The organism is Streptomyces silvisoli, from assembly GCF_029269905.1.
In the GTDB taxonomy this organism is placed as follows: Bacteria; Actinomycetota; Actinomycetes; order Streptomycetales; family Streptomycetaceae; genus Streptantibioticus_A; species Streptantibioticus_A silvisoli_A.
The window spans coordinates 39,075-54,185 of sequence record NZ_JARJBC010000011.1 but is presented as its reverse complement, the minus strand read 5'-3'; the positions used below and the strand labels follow the sequence as shown (position 1 = coordinate 54,185).

10 protein-coding genes are annotated in these 15,111 nt (G+C 73.0%); 5 read left to right on the top strand and 5 right to left on the bottom strand.

The features are described from left to right. Positions 1 to 5 precede the first annotated feature (5 nt). Positions 6 to 182, top strand: coding sequence for a DUF397 domain-containing protein (locus P3G67_RS18805; RefSeq protein ID WP_269853979.1), 177 nt, complete (start codon positions 6 to 8; stop codon positions 180 to 182). Here the strand turns inward: P3G67_RS18805 and P3G67_RS18800 are convergent. After that, a complete protein-coding gene (locus P3G67_RS18800) occupies positions 121 to 645 on the bottom strand; it encodes a hypothetical protein (protein WP_276094474.1) in 525 nt (174 codons plus the stop codon). The genes P3G67_RS18805 and P3G67_RS18800 overlap by 62 nt on opposite strands. Before the next feature lie 81 nt (positions 646 to 726). Continuing rightward, the gene (locus P3G67_RS18795; RefSeq protein ID WP_276094473.1) at positions 727 to 4,176 is read right to left on the bottom strand and encodes a beta-N-acetylglucosaminidase domain-containing protein; all 3,450 of its coding nucleotides are present in this window, start codon (positions 4,174 to 4,176) and stop codon (positions 727 to 729) included. 219 nt (positions 4,177 to 4,395) lie between these two features. On the opposite strand from P3G67_RS18795, the gene P3G67_RS18790 reads away from it, so the two are divergent. From P3G67_RS18790 to P3G67_RS18775, 4 genes are all read left to right on the top strand, one after another. Then, positions 4,396 to 5,841, top strand: a complete 1,446-nt coding sequence (locus P3G67_RS18790; RefSeq protein WP_276094472.1) for an amidase — start codon at positions 4,396 to 4,398, stop codon at positions 5,839 to 5,841. Between the two features lie 72 nt (positions 5,842 to 5,913). Beyond that, on the top strand, positions 5,914 to 6,117 hold the full coding sequence (locus P3G67_RS18785; protein ID WP_269853983.1) for a hypothetical protein: 204 nt from the start codon (positions 5,914 to 5,916) through the stop codon (positions 6,115 to 6,117). Further along, positions 6,117 to 8,195: a 4-alpha-glucanotransferase gene (gene malQ, locus P3G67_RS18780; protein WP_276094471.1), complete on the top strand. Its 2,079-nt coding sequence runs from the start codon at positions 6,117 to 6,119 to the stop codon at positions 8,193 to 8,195. The genes P3G67_RS18785 and malQ overlap by 1 nt, the downstream gene beginning before the upstream one ends. Positions 8,196 to 8,244: 49 nt before the next feature. Next, positions 8,245 to 8,478 carry a hypothetical protein gene (locus P3G67_RS18775; protein WP_269853985.1) on the top strand — a complete coding sequence of 78 codons (234 nt, stop codon included), beginning with the start codon at positions 8,245 to 8,247 and terminating at the stop codon, positions 8,476 to 8,478. Between the two features lie 76 nt (positions 8,479 to 8,554). Here the strand turns inward: P3G67_RS18775 and pepN (P3G67_RS18770) are convergent, their stop codons facing one another. From pepN (P3G67_RS18770) to pepN (P3G67_RS18760), 3 genes are all read right to left on the bottom strand, one after another. After that, complete coding sequence (gene pepN, locus P3G67_RS18770; protein ID WP_276094470.1) at positions 8,555 to 11,152, bottom strand: aminopeptidase N; 2,598 nt, start codon at positions 11,150 to 11,152, stop codon at positions 8,555 to 8,557. An 87-nt stretch (positions 11,153 to 11,239) separates the two neighbouring features. Next, positions 11,240 to 12,247 (bottom strand): hypothetical protein, encoded by a 1,008-nt coding sequence (locus tag P3G67_RS18765; protein WP_276094469.1) that lies wholly within the window; start codon positions 12,245 to 12,247, stop codon positions 11,240 to 11,242. Between the two features lie 254 nt (positions 12,248 to 12,501). Beyond that, positions 12,502 to 15,039: an aminopeptidase N gene (gene pepN / locus P3G67_RS18760; protein ID WP_276094468.1), complete on the bottom strand. Its 2,538-nt coding sequence runs from the start codon at positions 15,037 to 15,039 to the stop codon at positions 12,502 to 12,504. Positions 15,040 to 15,111: the final 72 nt, after the last annotated feature.

Here is a 15,111-nt window from a genome sequence, read left to right as displayed (position 1 = left end):
AATCCGTGGCGCTTGAGGTCACCACAGGGGAGGACGGGATGATCTACATCCGGGAGACGGACGAGCCGGATGTCGTCGCCGTGACCACGCCCGCCAAGTGGGATGCCTTCGTCAAGGGGGTCAAGGCTGGGGAGTTCGATCACTTCGTGGAGGGGGTGGAGGACCCGGAGGGTGCGGAGTAGGGCACGGAAGGGCGGGGTCCGCGCGGTTGGGTGAGCAGGTGACCACGGCCACCGACAGGAACGTCGGCCGGGTCAGGTAGTAGCCGAGCGAGACGTCGCCGCCGTGCGCCAACGTCTGCGCGGCGCGCGCCACTTGGCGGGCCAGCCGCTCCGGATCCCGGTCGTGCTCGGCGGCGAAGCGCGGGCGGTACTCGCGCAGCACCCCGTCCAGCCAGCCGACCGCCTCGGCCGGGTCGTCCCAGGTGCCACGGATCAGGGCCGGGGACTTCAGCAGCCAGTGCGCCGTCTCCAGCGGCGGCACCTCGGAACGGGTGAACGTCTCCGTCCAGGCCCGGTAAGCGGCCTGCCGCTGCACCGTCTCCTCCGGGTCGTCCGCCGCCCAGGGCGCCACCGGCATCCGTCGCAGCCCGTCGTCGTCGAAGACGGCCTTGTCGCCGACCCAGAGGTAGCCATGGTGGTGCACGCTGTCCGATGGTGCACAGCGCCACGGGCGCCGAGCGCCGACGCGCCCGCGCCCGCCCGGTGAATGGCCCGGGTGGCAGCGCTACGACGCGCCCTGCACCGCGTACGCCTCCAGCTCCCACAGCGAGATCCCGTACGGTGTCGCCCGCTGGTCGCACTGGACGCGGATGAACCGGGTGTCCGCCTCGTCCATCCGCACCGTCTCCGTGCCGCCCTGCCCCGTGGTGACCGTCGCCGCCGTGCGCCATGAGCGGCCGTCCGACGAGACCAGCACGCGGTAGGCGCTGGCGTAGGCGTCCTGCCAGCGCAGCACGACCCGGCCGACCCGGGCCGGACGGGACAGCTCGACCTGCACCCACTGGCCGTCCTGGGCCGGTGAGGACCAGCGGGTGTCCAGCCTGCCGTCCGCCACCGCCGAGGCGGGGAACGCCGCCGTCTCGTCGCCGGACGAACTGGCCCGGGCGCCACGCACCAGGTCGGGCCCACCGGTGCGCGGGAACGCGCGCACGGTGGCCGTCTGCGTCACCGTCCGGCCGTCCGCGGTGAACGCCACGGTGATCGGGTACGCGCCGGCCTTGGCGTCCCCCGCGACGGACACCGCGAGCGGCACCGCCTGCGTCTCCCCGCGCCGCAGCACCAGCTGACCGGGCGCCCGTACGCTCAACCCCTTCGGGGCCTTCACCTCCACCGTGCCGTGCACGTCGTCCGGGCGCAGGGTGGAAAGCCGCGCGCCGACGGTGGCCTGGCCGCCGACGTCGGCGTCGGCCGTGGGCTGGTCGACGGTGAGCCGGGCGGCGGGGGCGTCGCCGAACCACGGCACCACCGCGTAGACGGCGGGCGGTGTCGCGCCGGACACCCAACTGATCCGCACCGCGTCCGCGCGTATCCCGTGGGCGGCCAACTCGGTCCATCCGTCGCCGAGTTGACCGACCCGCTGCCAGCCGCGGCCGTCCACCTCGGCCTCCACCGTGCCCCGCGCTCCGCCGCCGGGCGCGGTCAGCACGGTGAGCCCGTCCAGGGCGCGGGACGCGCCGAACGCCATGGTCAGTGCGCCGCCGTCGCGGCCGGCCGCCTGGTACGGGACCTCCGGATCACCGCTGACCACGGTGGACGGCGGCGTACCGTCGGCCGAGGACGGCCCGGTGACCCGGGGCTGGAACGCGCCGACCGCGGTCACGTCGAAACCGCGCACCGCCACCGCGTTGGGCTGTGCGGAGGCGGCGCGCAGCCGTACGTAGCGTGCGGTCGCGCCCTTGGGGAAGGCGGCGGTGACGGTCTGCTGGTTCTGGTACGTACCGGCGGTCCGCCACGTACCGCCGTCCGCCGAGTACTCCAGCACCGCGTCCCGCAGGATGTCCTCGGCCGCCGGGGAGTCGTCGCCCGAGCCCATCGCGATCCGCACCCGGCTGACCGGGCGGGCCGAGCCGAGGTCCACGCCGAAGGTGTCCCCGGGCTGCGGCGGGTGGTCGCTCCACCAGTACGTGGCGTCGTTGCCGTCGGTCATCAGCGACGGGTCGGTGGAGCGCGCCGAGCCCAGCGACGTCGTCGCCTGCGGGCGGTCTGCGCGCACCCCCGTCCAGGCGTTGGCGGCGCCGAGCGCCTTGATCAGGAACGGCCCCAACACCCCGTCGCCCACGGTGGCGGTGGACTGCGCGATGGCGTGCTGGGCGCGCTGTACGGCGAGTTGCCGCTGCCAGCCCTGTGCGCCGTCACCGTGCCGCTGGGCCAGCAGCATGTCGACAGCGGACCCCCCCGCCTGCCCGTAGAGCCCCAACTGCTGCAGCCAGGGCCGCACTTCGGTGCCGAAGGCGCCGCCCGCCAGGGCGCCCAGCCGCCGCGGGGCCTGTGCCATGGTGTCGAAGGCGGCGTGCAGCCGGTCCGCCGCGGTGCGCAGCGCGGAGTCGTCGGTGCCCGCGTAGGCGTTCCAGAAGCCGTCGATCAGCGGGCGCAGATAGGCGGACTCGCCGTTGGAGTCCAGTGGGGACGAGGCGTCGTTGCCGGCCAGCGCGGTCAACGCGGCGCGGGCGTCCGGGTCCTGGCCCGCCAGGTCGTTGACGGCCGCCTGCCAGGACTCCTGCGGCTGGTAGCCATTGGGGTTCCAGGCGTAGTCGGCGGCGGTGAACAACGGGATGCGGCCCGCGGACGGCTGCTGCATGGCGTTGGCCAGCAGACCCGCCGAGGTGGCGGCGACGGCCGGGTCGCGGCCCGCGTAGGGACCGAGGAAGATACGGTCCTGCGCGTAGTCGTTCACCGGGTAGTTGTCCATGGTCAGCAGTGGATGCCGGAACGCGGCCCGGGCGTCGGCGAACTGGCCTCCGGTGATCTTCGCGGGTACCACCCCGACGCCGGTCCAGGCCACCTCGACGCCGGGAGCGAGCGCGGCGGCCAGCGCGCCGCGGTAGGCGGTGGTGCCGTCCTGGTAGTACTCGGTGGGCAGCACCGACAGCGGCGGCGCCGCGCTGCCGTAGCGCGCGGACAGGTGCAGGGCAAGGGCGTTGGCCACCTTGGCCTGGGCGCGGGCCGCGGCGCCCGGGCCGTTACCGAAGGCGGCGGCGTCCGCGGAGCAGTGCCACTCGGTGTAACTGACGTCCTGGAACTGGAGTTGGAAGGCGCGCACCCCCAGCGCCCACATCGCGTCCACCTTGCGGAACAGCGCCTTGAGGTCGTCGGCGGAGGAGAAGCACAGGGACTGGCCGGGCGCCACCGCCCAACCCAGGGTGACGTGGTTGCGCTGGGCGCGTGCCGCCAGCGTCCGCCAGTCGTCCCGCGCCGCGGCGGGGTAGGGGGCGCTCCACCGCGACGTACGGTACGGGTCGTCGCCCGGGGCGTAGAGGTAGAAGTCCTGCTTGGTGCGGCCCATGAAGTCCAGTTGGGCGAGCCGCTGCTGGGTGGTCCAGGGCTGGCCGTAGAAGCCCTCGGTGATGCCGCGCTGCGCGGTGGACGGCCAGTCGCGGACCACCACGCCCGCGAAGCCGCGCTGCGCGCCGCTGGTCTGGGTGAGCTGGCGCAGCGTCTGCGCGGCGTGGAACAGGCCGTCCGGGCCGACCCCGGACAGCGCCACGGTGTCCCGGTCGCCGTTGTGTCCGACGGCCAGCTGGTAGCCGCCGGACGGCAGGTCGCCGCGGTCGGGCGCGCCCAGCGCGTTCAGCGCGGAGTCGGCGCCCGGGCCGTCCGCGTAGACCACCAGCGCCTGCGCGGGCAGCGGTGCGCCGGGAGCGGTGTCCCGGATGTCGCGGGCGCCCGCCGTGCGCAGGGTGTCGCGTAGCGAGTCCAGCGCGTAAGGGTCGGCGCCGCCGCCGGCGACCAGCGCGACGGTGGGGGTGACCGGTGTGAACTGGCCCTGTGCGCGCAGTGACTGCGGTCTCGGCCACACCGCGGGCGGCTGTCCGGCGGCGGTCCCGCCGTCCGGTGTGGTCAGCAGGGTCAGACCGGTCGCCGGCGCGGCGACCGCGCAGGGCGCGCCACCGAGCACACTGCCGATGACGGCGGCGACGAACGCCGCCACGGTGGGCTTCCTGCGCCGGGGGAGCACGGTTCCTCCTTGCGGAGCGGGGGGAGAGGAGGGCAACGCGTTCGCGGACGCGTGAGGCTGGGGGGACGGTTTCACGCGACGCGTCGAGCCCATCACCGGCTCGCCGCAGTGTCAACGCGCCTGATCATTATGTCGGTTACGTCCCGCTAGGGGGTTCGCGGTGCCTGCCCCCGAAGAACGAAACCGGCAAACCCCCGCGCGAGGCGTACTGTCAAGGACATGGCGGAACCACATGAGTTGACGATGCTGGAGCAGGCCGCGGCCATCCGGGAGGGCGAGCTGTCGCCCGTCGAACTGACCCGGCACTACCTGGCCCGCATCGACCGGCTGAACGACACCGTCGGTGCCTACCTCACCGTCACCCCGGAACGGGCACTGGACGACGCCCGGCGCGCCGAGCGGCGGCTGACCGAGGGGGACGCGCCGCCGCCGCTGCTCGGGGTGTCGGTGCCGGTGAAGGACCTGGTTCCGGTGCCCGGTGTGCGGTTCACCATGGGCTCGGCCGCCTTCGCCGACCACGTGGCGGGCGCGTCCAGCCGCCAGGCCGAGCTGCTCCACGAGGCCGGCACGGTCCTGCTGGGCAAGACCAACACGCCCGAGTTCGGGCTGCCCGCCTACACCGAGAGCCTGGTCGGGCCCCCCGCCCGCACCCCGTACGACCTCACCCGGGGCGCGGGCGGATCCAGCGGCGGCGCCGCGGCCGCGGTCGCCGCGGGGCTGGCGTCCGCCGCGCACGGGTCGGACGGCGGCGGCTCCATCCGGATCCCGGCCAGCTGCTGCGGCCTCGTCGGGCTCAAGCCCAGCCGGGGCCGCATCAGCCCGGCGCCGCTGGGCGACGTCAGCGGGCTCGGGGTGCCCGGCCCGCTGGCCCGGACCGTACGGGACGCCGCCGCCCTGCTGGACGTGATGTCCGCGCACGTACCGGGCGACCCTGCGCCGCTCGCCCCGCCGGAGCGCCCGTTCCTCGAATGGTGCGACGCGCTGGAGCGCGCCCCGCGCCGACTGCGCATCGCCCGCTGGGCGCGGCCGGACGTCCCCGGGGTGACCGTCGACCCGCGGATCCTGGAGGTCTACGAGAAGACCTCCACGCTGCTCGCCGAACTCGGCCATGCGGTGGTCGACGTACCGCAGCCGCTCGATCCTGGGGACCGGGACGCCTTCACCCCGGTGTGGGCGGTGCTGGCCGCGCTGCCCTCGGTGCCCGCGGCGCGCGAGTCGGAGCTGACGCCGATGACCCGCTGGCTGCGCGCGCAGGGGCAGGCGGCCAGCGGTCTCGACTACGTGCGGGCGCTGGCGGCGATGCAGTCGGTCGGCCGGAAGTTCGCCACCGCCGTCGCCGGGTACGACGCGGTGCTCACCCCGACGCTGGCCCAACTCCCGCCACCGGTGGGCGCGTTGCGCGACGACGCCGATCCGGCCGCGGACTTCGCGGCGCAGATCGCGTTCACGCCGTTCACCGGGCCGTGGAACATCGCGGGGCTGCCCGCGATCTCGCTGCCGGTGGGCTGGTCGGAGTCGGGGCTGCCGATCGGCATGATGCTGGGTGCGGCGCACGGCGCGGAGGGGCCGCTGCTGGCGCTCGCCGCGCAGGTGGAGACCGCCGCGCCATGGGCCGGGCGGGCAGTGGTGGAAATCGGGACGGATGGCTCCGCTCCGATTGGGTAGATGGTGACGTGTCCGTCCCCACCGACGGCCGGAGGATTTCCGGTCGTCCCTAGCGAGCACCGGAGGATCTCCGTGGCCGTTCCCACAGATCTACTTCCGTTCGACCTCCCCGACGCCAAATGCGGGTGCCCCGAGCAGCCGCTCACCTCGGAGCCCGCCCTGGTCGAGGACGCGCCGCTGACCAGCGAGCCGCCGCTGCCCGCCGAGCCCGCGCTGACCAGCGAGCCGGTGGCCGTGGTGACCACCGCCGCGAGCCTGGGGCCGATGGAGATCTGATGGGAACGGCGCCCGCGGAGGTGGAGGACGCCGACTGCCATCCACTGGCGCGGCTCGCCGCGCTGCACGGAGTCGACACCCGCTACGAGCCCGCGCCGGGCCGGGTGGTCCGGGTGCCCGAGGCCACCGTGATCACGGTGCTCGCCGCGCTCGGCGTGGACGCCTCAAGCCCGCAGGCGGTACGCGACGCGCTGGCCGCGCACGAACAGCGGCTGCGCACCCGCCTGTTGCCGCCCTGCCTCGTGCTGCGCGCGGGCGCGGCGCTCCGCTCCCGGTTGCCGGAACTGCCGGACGGCACGGTGTGCGCGGTCGAGTTGGAGACCGGCGAGCAGGTGCCCGGGCACGCCGATCCGCTGCCCCTCGGCTACCACATGCTGCGGGTACGGGTACCGGACGGGCGCACCGCGGTCGCGCCGCTGATCGTGGTGCCGCAGCGGGTTCCGGAACCGCGGGGCCGTTCCTTCGGGTTCATGGTGCAGCTCTACTCGCTGCTGTCCGACCGCTCCTGGGGCATGGGCGACCTGGGCGACCTCGCCGATCTCGCGGCCTGGGCCGGGCGTTCGCTGGGCGCCGGGTTCATCACCGTCAACCCGCTGCACAGCGCCGTCCCCGGCGCGGACCCCTCGCCGTACCGACCCTCCGCACGCCGCTTCCCCGACGCCGTCTACCTGCGGGTCGAGGACATCCCCGAGTACGCCTACCTGCCCCCGGCGGCCCGGCAGCGGGCCGCCGAACTGCTCGCGCAGGCCGCCGTGCTGCGCGAAAGCGTGCTGGAGAAGCGGGAGTTGATCGACCGCGACGCGGTGTGGCGGCTCAAGAGCGCCGCGCTGGAACTCGTCAGGACCGTGCCGCTGACCCCCGGACGGCGCGCCGCCTACTGCGACTTCCTCGCCGAGCGCGGGCAGGCCCTCGACGACCACGCCACCTGGTGCGCGCTCGCCGAGGTCCACGGCCCCGACTGGCGTTCCTGGCCCACGGGCCTGCGCGACCCGCGCTCACCGCAGACCGCCCGCGCCCGTACCGAGGTGCTGGACCGGGTCGACTTCCACTGCTGGCTGGCCTGGCTGACCGACAGCCAGCTCCAGCACGCCCAACTCGCCGCGCGGGACGCCGGAATGGCGCCGGGCATCGTCCATGACCTGGCGGTCGGCGTCCACCCGTCCGGTGCCGACGCCTGGGCACTACGGGACGCGCTGGCGCCCGGCATGTCCATCGGCGCGCCACCGGACGCGTTCAATCCGCACGGCCAGGACTGGGCGCTGCCGCCCTGGCGCCCGGACGCCCTGGCCGCCACCGGCTACGCGCCGTACCGGGAACTGCTGCGCGGTGTGCTGCGCCGGGCGGGCGGACTGCGCATCGACCACATCATGGGACTGTTCCGGCTGTGGTGGGTGCCGCGGGGCCGCCCGCCCACCGAGGGCGCCTATGTGCGCTACGACCCCGAGGCCATGCTCGGCGTCCTCGCCCTGGAGGCGCACCGGGCAGGAACCGTGGTGATCGGCGAGGACCTGGGCACCGTGGAACCGGGCGTGCGGGAGGCGCTAGCCGAACGCGGAGTGCTGGGCACCTCGGTTCTGTGGTTCGAGCGCGACGGCGACGGCCGACCGCTGCCCCCCGAAGCCTGGCGCTCCGGCTGTCTGGCCACCGTCACCACACATGACCTGCCCAGCACCGCCGCCCGCCTCACCGGTGAGCATGTGGAGCTGCGGCACCGGCTCGGCCTCCTGGCCCGGCCGCTCGCCATCGAGCAGGCCGAGGACGCCGCCGACGTCGCCCAGTGGCTGGCGCTGCTGCACCGGCTCGACCTGCTGCCGGAGGGCCCCGGCGACGAGGAGGGCGCGATCCGGGCCGTACACCGGTTCCTGCTGCGCACCCCCGCCCGGATGGTCGGGATCTGGCTGCCGGACACCATAGGAGACCGCCGCCCGCAGAACCTGCCGGGCACCTTCGACCAGTACCCCAACTGGCGGCTGCCGATCGCGGACCCGACCGGCCGCCCGGTCACCCTGGACCAGCTCGCGGCCTCGCCCCGGCTGCACGCCCTGGTGGACGAGGTGCGCGAGGGCCTGCACCGGTAAGGGCCACCCCGGCCGCGCGGTGTCCAGGAACCTTCGCTACGTTGGGAACGTGGTCAACAAGAATGCCCTGCGCGCCGGTGCGATAGCCGCCGGTACGACGCTGATGCTGCTGATGTCGTCCCCCGCCTTCGCGCTCATCCACGACGACGGTGAGGACCCCGGTCCCGGCCTGAGCATCGGCCAGACCCTCGGGCTGTACGTGGGTATCCCGGTGCTGCTGTTCGTGGTGATCGCGGGCTTGGTGATCGTCACGGACAAGAGCCGCAAGAAGACCAGGAGCTAGGGCCTTCGGCACGGCGGGGTGCGGGGGAGGTCCCCCGCACCCCTTTTTGCTGCGCTTTCGCGCCGCGCCCTCCGCGTCAGCTCCGCGCGGCGCCCGCCGCACGGTCCGCCCTCTGTGCCCGCAGCGCCCGCTCCACGCCCGCCCGGGACTCCACCACCAGCCGCCGCAGCGCGGCGTTCGGCTCGGCCGAGTCCAGCCAGGCGTCCGTGGCGTCCAGCGTCTCCTGGGAGACCTGGAGCGTCGGGTACAGGCCGACGACGATCTGCTGCGCCATCTCGTGCGAGCGGGTCTCCCAGGCCTGCTTGACCGCCGCGAAGTACTTCTCCGTGTACGGTGCCAGCAGCTCCCGCTGGTCGGTCTGGACGAAGCCGCCGATCACGGCCTCCTGGACGGCGTTCGGCAGCTTGTCCGACTCCACGACCGACTGCCACCCGGCAGCCTTGGCCTCCGCCGTCGGCCGGGCCGCGCGGGCGGTGGCCGCGTGCCGTTCGCCCGCCGCGGTGGCGTCCCTGGCCAGCTCGGCGTCGATCGCCGCCGCGTCCGCCCTGCCGGTGGCCGCCAGCCGCTCCAGCAGCGCCCAGCGCAGCTCGTCGTCCACCACCAGGCCGTCGATCTGCTGCGAGCCGTCCAGCAGCCCGGCCAGCAGGTCGAGCTGCTCGTCGGTGCGCGCGGTGGCCGCGAACGCCCGCGCCCAGGCCAGCTGGTGGTCGCTGCCCGGTGCCGCCGCCCGCAGCTGCTCCAAGGTGGCCTCGGTCCAGCGGGCCAGACCGGTCGGCCGCCACTCGGGGTCGGCGTACAGGTCGAGCGCCAGCTTGACCTGCCGGTGCAGCGACTGCACCACGCCGATGTCGGACTCCCTGGCGGCGCCCTGCAGCACCAGCTCCAGGTAGTCGCGGGTGGCCAGCTCGCCGTCGCGGGTCATGTCCCACGCCGACGCCCAGCTCAGTGCGCGCGGCAGCGACTCGGCGAAGTCCGAGATGTGCCGGGTGACCACGGCCAGCGAGTCCGGGTCCAGCCGCACCTTGGCGTACGACAGGTCGTCGTCGTTCAGCAGGACGACCGCCGGACGGTGCCGGCCCACCAGCTGCGGCACCTCGGTCAGCTCACCGGTGACGTCCAGCTCGATCCGCTCGGTGCGCACGAGCTTGCCGTCCCGCATCTCGTAGACGCCGATCGCGATGCGGTGCGGGCGCAGCACGGGCTCGCCCTTGGCGCCCTGCGGTAGCTCCGGGGCCTCCTGCTTGATGTGGAACGCGGCGATCCGGTCGTGTGCGTCCAACTCGATCTGCGGTCGCAGGACGTTGATCCCCGCGGTCTCCAGCCACGCCTTCGACCAGGCCTTCAGGTCCCGGCCGCTGGTCTCCTCCAGCGCGCCCAGCAGATCGGTCAGCCGGGTGTTGCCCCAGGCGTGCCGCTTGAAGTACTGCCGTACGCCCTGGAAGAACTCCTCCATCCCGACATAGGCCACCAACTGCTTGAGCACGCTGGCGCCCTTGGCGTAGGTGATGCCGTCGAAGTTGACCAGGACGTCGTCCAGGTCGCGGATCTCGGCCATGATCGGGTGGGTGGACGGCAGCTGGTCCTGTCGGTACGCCCAGGTCTTCATCGAGTTGGCGAACGTCGTCCAGGCGTGCGGCCAGCGGCTGTTCGGCGCGTACGCCTGGCAGGCGATCGAGGTGTAGGTGGCGAACGACTCGTTCAGCCACAGGTCGTTCCACCACTCCATGGTGACCAGGTCGCCGAACCACATGTGGGCCAGCTCGTGCAGGATGGTCTCGGCCCGGGTCTCGTAGGCCGCGTCCGTCACCTTGGAGCGGAAGACGTACTGGTCGCGGATGGTGACCGCGCCCGCGTTCTCCATCGCGCCGGCGTTGAACTCCGGTACGAACAGCTGGTCGTACTTGGCGAAGGGGTACGGGAAGTCGAACTTCTCCTGGAACCAGTCGAAGCCCTGCCGGGTGACCTCGAAGATCGCGTCCGCGTCGAGGTGCTCGGCGAGCGACGGGCGGCAGTAGAGGCCCAGTGGGACGCTGCGGCCCTCGCCCTCCCAGGTGCTGTGCACGCTGTGGTACGGACCGGCGATCAGCGCGGTGATGTACGAGGAGATCCGCGGGGTGGTCTCGAAGACGTGCTGGACGGTGCCGCTGTCCGGCTCGGTCGCGGTGGCCCGCACCGGCGCGTTGCTGATCACCTCCCAGCCCTTGGGAGCGGTGACGGTGAAGGAGAACGTGGCCTTCAGGTCCGGCTGCTCGAAGTTGGCGAACACCCGGCGGGCGTCCGGCACCTCGAACTGGGTGTACAGGTACGCCTGCTGGTCGACCGGGTCGACGAAGCGGTGCAGGCCCTCGCCGGTGTTGGTGTACGCGCAGTCGGCGACGACCTTCAGCTCGTTGCGTCCGGCGGTCAGTGACGGCAGCGCGATCCGGCTGTCCTGGAAGGTCTCGGCCGGATCCAGTTCCTTGCCGTTCAGTACGACCTGGTGCACGGTCGGCGCGATCAGGTCGATGAACGAGTCCGCGCCGTCCTCGGCGGAGTCGAAGCGCACGACGGTCTCGGACCGGAACGTGCCTCCCTCCTGGGCCCCGCTGAGGTCCAAGTCGATCTCGTAGGAGTCGACAGTGATCAGACGCGCCCGCTGCTGCGCCTCTTCGCGGGTGAGGTTGGTGCCCGGCACGGGAGCTCCTTCTGGGGTGCGATGTGCGGCCTGGTAAGACTTGACGCCATCCTGCCACGGGCGTGTAACGCGTACAGCGTGGCGTGATCAGCGGGGGAGCACCGCCACGTAGGCGTGCGGGCCCCGGTCGTCGGCGCCCAGCAGCGCGGTCCTGACGACGGCCGCCTGCTGCTCAAGCGACTCGCGCAGCTTCCTGGGGGTCGTGATGATCACGTCGATGCCCAGTTGCTCCAGGTGCTCACGGGCACGGGCGTGCTGCTGCCACAGCGCGTCGTCGTCGTGCCGGGGCGCCCTGGCGTCCAGTTCCAGGGCGACGGCGTGGTCCGGCCAGTACGCGTCCACGCTGCCCAGGTGCGGGCCGCCGGGCAGCCGTAGGTCGACGTTCCACACCGGGTCGGGCAGGCCGTACTGGCGGACCATCTCGTACAGACGGCCCTCCGCGATGGCCCGGCCCTCGGCGAGCAGGGCGTCGACGGCGCGCTCCACGTGCGGGCGGGAGAGCAGTCGGGCGTTGTTCAACTCCCTTACCACGGAGGCGGCTTCGCAGTCTCCGGTGCGTACCGACTCGGTGAGCAGGGCGCGGACCGCCTCGGGGTCGCCGAGCCCGGCGACGGCGTCGGCGACCGCCCTGGGCACCGGGGCGCACGGCAGCCCGAGGACCGACACCGGCCGCGGCAGGGAGTTGGCCCGGCGGATGCGGACATCGCCGACGGCGCGTAGTCGGCGTTGGCGGGGAACGAGGACGTCGACGCGGTCCAGGGCGCACAGCGGGGGGACGGTACGGAAGCCGTGCAGGGCGAGCGCGGCGAGGCCGGTGACCATCGCCTGGGTGGCCCGGCTGTCCAGTCCGGAGGACGGTTGTCCGGCGTACAGCAGGGCGGCGTGCAGGCGCTCCTCGCCGGTGGCGGGGCCGGAGTGCAGCAGGAAGACCCCTGGCAGCAGTTGCTGCCAGGGGCCGCCCGGCCGGCACCGGTCGGCGAGCACACTCGCCGGTACACCGTGGGCGCGCAGTTCGCGTGCGGTCATCACACGGCGCTGGGTGCGCTCGAGATGGACGAGGTGGCGGGGGCCGAGGGGGGTGGTGTCATGGCTCATGTCCACCGAATTCCCGCGTGTGGCACGGCACTTAACCCCTGTTACAGGGTCGTCGACAAATCGGGACACCGTGGGGCTAAAGTACCCATGTTCGACCCCCGTTCGGTTGTTCCCCCTGCCCCTCCACCCCACACGGGGGCGCCCCCTGGATCCCCTTGGGCTGCGCGTCGGTGCCCGAATTCTTTCCACCGCGACGGCGCGCAACCCCCGCTGCGGAGGCGGGAGGTTTTCAACTGGCCCTGGCCGGCCCCCGATCACCCCCGGCTGGAGGCCTCCTGGGCGCGCAGGGAACGGGTCAGGTCGGAGTGGGACTCCTGGATCAGACGGCGTAGGGCGGGGGCCGCGTTGGGGTGGGTGGTCAGCCAGGCGGCCGTGGTGTCGGCCGTCTGCCGGGTGGCCTGGAGCATGGGGTAGAGGCCGCGGACGATGGCCATGCCGATCTCGATCGAGCGCTCGGCCCACACCCGCTCCAGCGCGGCGAAGTACTTCGCCGCGTACGGCGCCAGCAGCTCCCGCTGGTTGCCCTGAGTGAAACCCGAAATCACCGCCTCCACAAGGGCGTTGGACAGCTCGTCGGACTCCACCACCTGGCGCCAGGCCTCCGCCTTCACCTCGGCCGACGGCCGCGCGGCCAGGCACCGCACCTGGTGCCGCTTGCCGGAAGCGGTGTTGTCGCGGGCCAGCTCGGCCGCGATGTCCGCCTCGTCCGCGGCACCGTGCGCGGCCAGCGGCAGCAGGAACGTCCAGCGCAGCTCCTGGTCCACCTCCAGCCCCTCGACCTTCTCGGCTCCGTCCAGCAGGCCGCGCAGCAGCCGCAGTTCGTCCTGGGACGAGGCCGTCGCGGCGAAGAACCGCGCCCACGTCAACTGGTGCCCGCTGCCCGGCTCGGCCGCCCGCAGCTCCCGCAGCGCGCCCTCGGCCAGCGCCCGGCCGCCCTCCGCGCGCCACTCGGGCGCGACGTAGTGGTCGAGCGCGCTCTGCGCCCAGGTGTGCAGCATCTGCAGCACGCCGATGTCGGTCTCCCGCCCGGCGAAGTCCAGCAGCAGCCGCACGTAGTCCTGCGCGGGCAGCAGCCCGTCCCGGGTCAGGTTCCACACCGCCGACCAGGACAGCGCCCGGGCCATCGGATCGGTCAGGTCGCCCAGGTGGCTCCGCAGCGTGTCCAACGACCGCTCGTCGAAGCGGGCCTTGCAGTACGTGAGGTCCTCGTCGTTCACCAGCACCAGTTCCGGCCGCTCGGCCCCGGCCAGCTCGCCGATGACCGTTCGCTCACCGGCGACGTCCGCCTCCACCCGCGCGTAACGTTCCAGCGCGCCGTCCGCGCCGCACCGGTACAGCCCGACCGCCACCCGGTGCGGGCGCAGCGGCGTGCCCTCCTGGAGCACCGCGAGCTCCGCCACGCGACCGTCCGCACCGCATATGACCTGCGGGGTGAGGGAGTTGAGTCCCGCGGTCTGCAACCACACCCGGGACCACTCGGCCATGTCCCGACCGGAGGTCTCCTCCAGCACGGACAGCAGGTCCGCCAGCCGGGTGTTGCCGAACGCGTGCCGCTTGAAGTAGCGCCGGGCGCCCTCCAGGAAGGCCTCCTGGCCGACGTACGCGACGAGCTGCTTCAGCACGCTCGCGCCCTTGGAGTAGGTGATGCCGTCGAAGTTGAGCTTGGCGTCCTCAAGGTCGTGGATGTCGGCGGTGATCGGATGGGTGGACGGCAACTGGTCGGCCCGGTACGCCCACGCCTTGCGCCGGTTGGCGAAGGAGACCCAGCCGTTGGTGAACCGGGTCGCCTCCACCAGCGAGAACGAGCCCATGAAGTCCGCGAACGACTCCTTGAGCCACAGGTCGTCCCACCACTCCATGGTGACCAGGTCGCCGAACCACATGTGCGCCATCTCGTGCAGCACGACGGTGGCCCGGCCCTCGTAGGAAGCCTGGGTCACCTTGCCCCGGAAGACGAACTCCTCACGGAAGGTGACCAGTCCGGGGTTCTCCATCGCGCCGATGTTGTACTCCGGCACGAACGCCTGGTCGTACTTCCCGAACGGATACGGGTAGTCGAAGTGGTCGTGGAAGAAGTCCAGGCCCTGCTTGGTGATCTGGAAGATGTCGTCCGCGTCGAAGTACTGGGCGAGCGACCTGCGGCACATCGCGCCCAGCGGGACCTCCAGGTCGCCGCGCCGGTAGGTGTCCGTCACGTAGTGGTACGGGCCCGCGACCACGCAGGTGATGTACGTCGAGATGGGCGCGGTCCGCGCGAACCGCCACACACCGCCGTCCCGGGACTCCTCCGCGCCGTTGCTCCACACCGTCCAGCCCTCGGGGGCCGTCACCGCGAAGCGGAACCGCGCCTTCAGGTCCGGCTGCTCGAAGTTGGCGAAGACCCGCCGGGCGTCGGCCGGTTCGTACTGGGTGTAGAGGTAGACCTCGCCGTCCTCGGGATCGATGAAGCGGTGCAGCCCCTCGCCGGTCCGGCTGTACGCGCAGGCCGCGTCCACCACCAGTTCGTTGCTCTCGGCGAGGCCGTCCAGCGCGATCCGGGTGCCGTCGAAGACCGCCGAGGGGTCCAGCTCGCGCCCGTTGAGCCGCACCGAGCTGACCGAGGGGGCGACCAGGTCCACGAAGGTCGCCGCGCCCGGCCGGGCACAGCGGAACCGGACCGTGGTAACCGAGCGGAAGGTGTTCTCCCGCGGCTGTACGGCGGACCGTAGGTCGAGCGACACCTCGTACCCGTCCACCGCGATCAGTGCGGCCCGCTCGCGGGCCTCGTCTCGGGTCAGGTTCTCGCCGGGCACGGTGACTCCTTCGTCTCGTGGCTCGTCCGCCGCGTCCACCGACCCCGTCGCCGGTGCGGCCGAAGTCGCATC

Excerpts from the sequence above, each read along its gene's own strand:
- P3G67_RS18765 (WP_276094469.1), bottom strand. The coding sequence starts at position 12,247 with ATGAGCCATGACACCACCCCCCTCGGCCCCCGCCACCTCGTCCATCTC.
- P3G67_RS18790 (WP_276094472.1), top strand. The coding sequence starts at position 4,396 with ATGGCGGAACCACATGAGTTGACGATGCTGGAGCAGGCCGCGGCCATC.
- malQ (WP_276094471.1), top strand. The coding sequence starts at position 6,117 with ATGGGAACGGCGCCCGCGGAGGTGGAGGACGCCGACTGCCATCCACTG.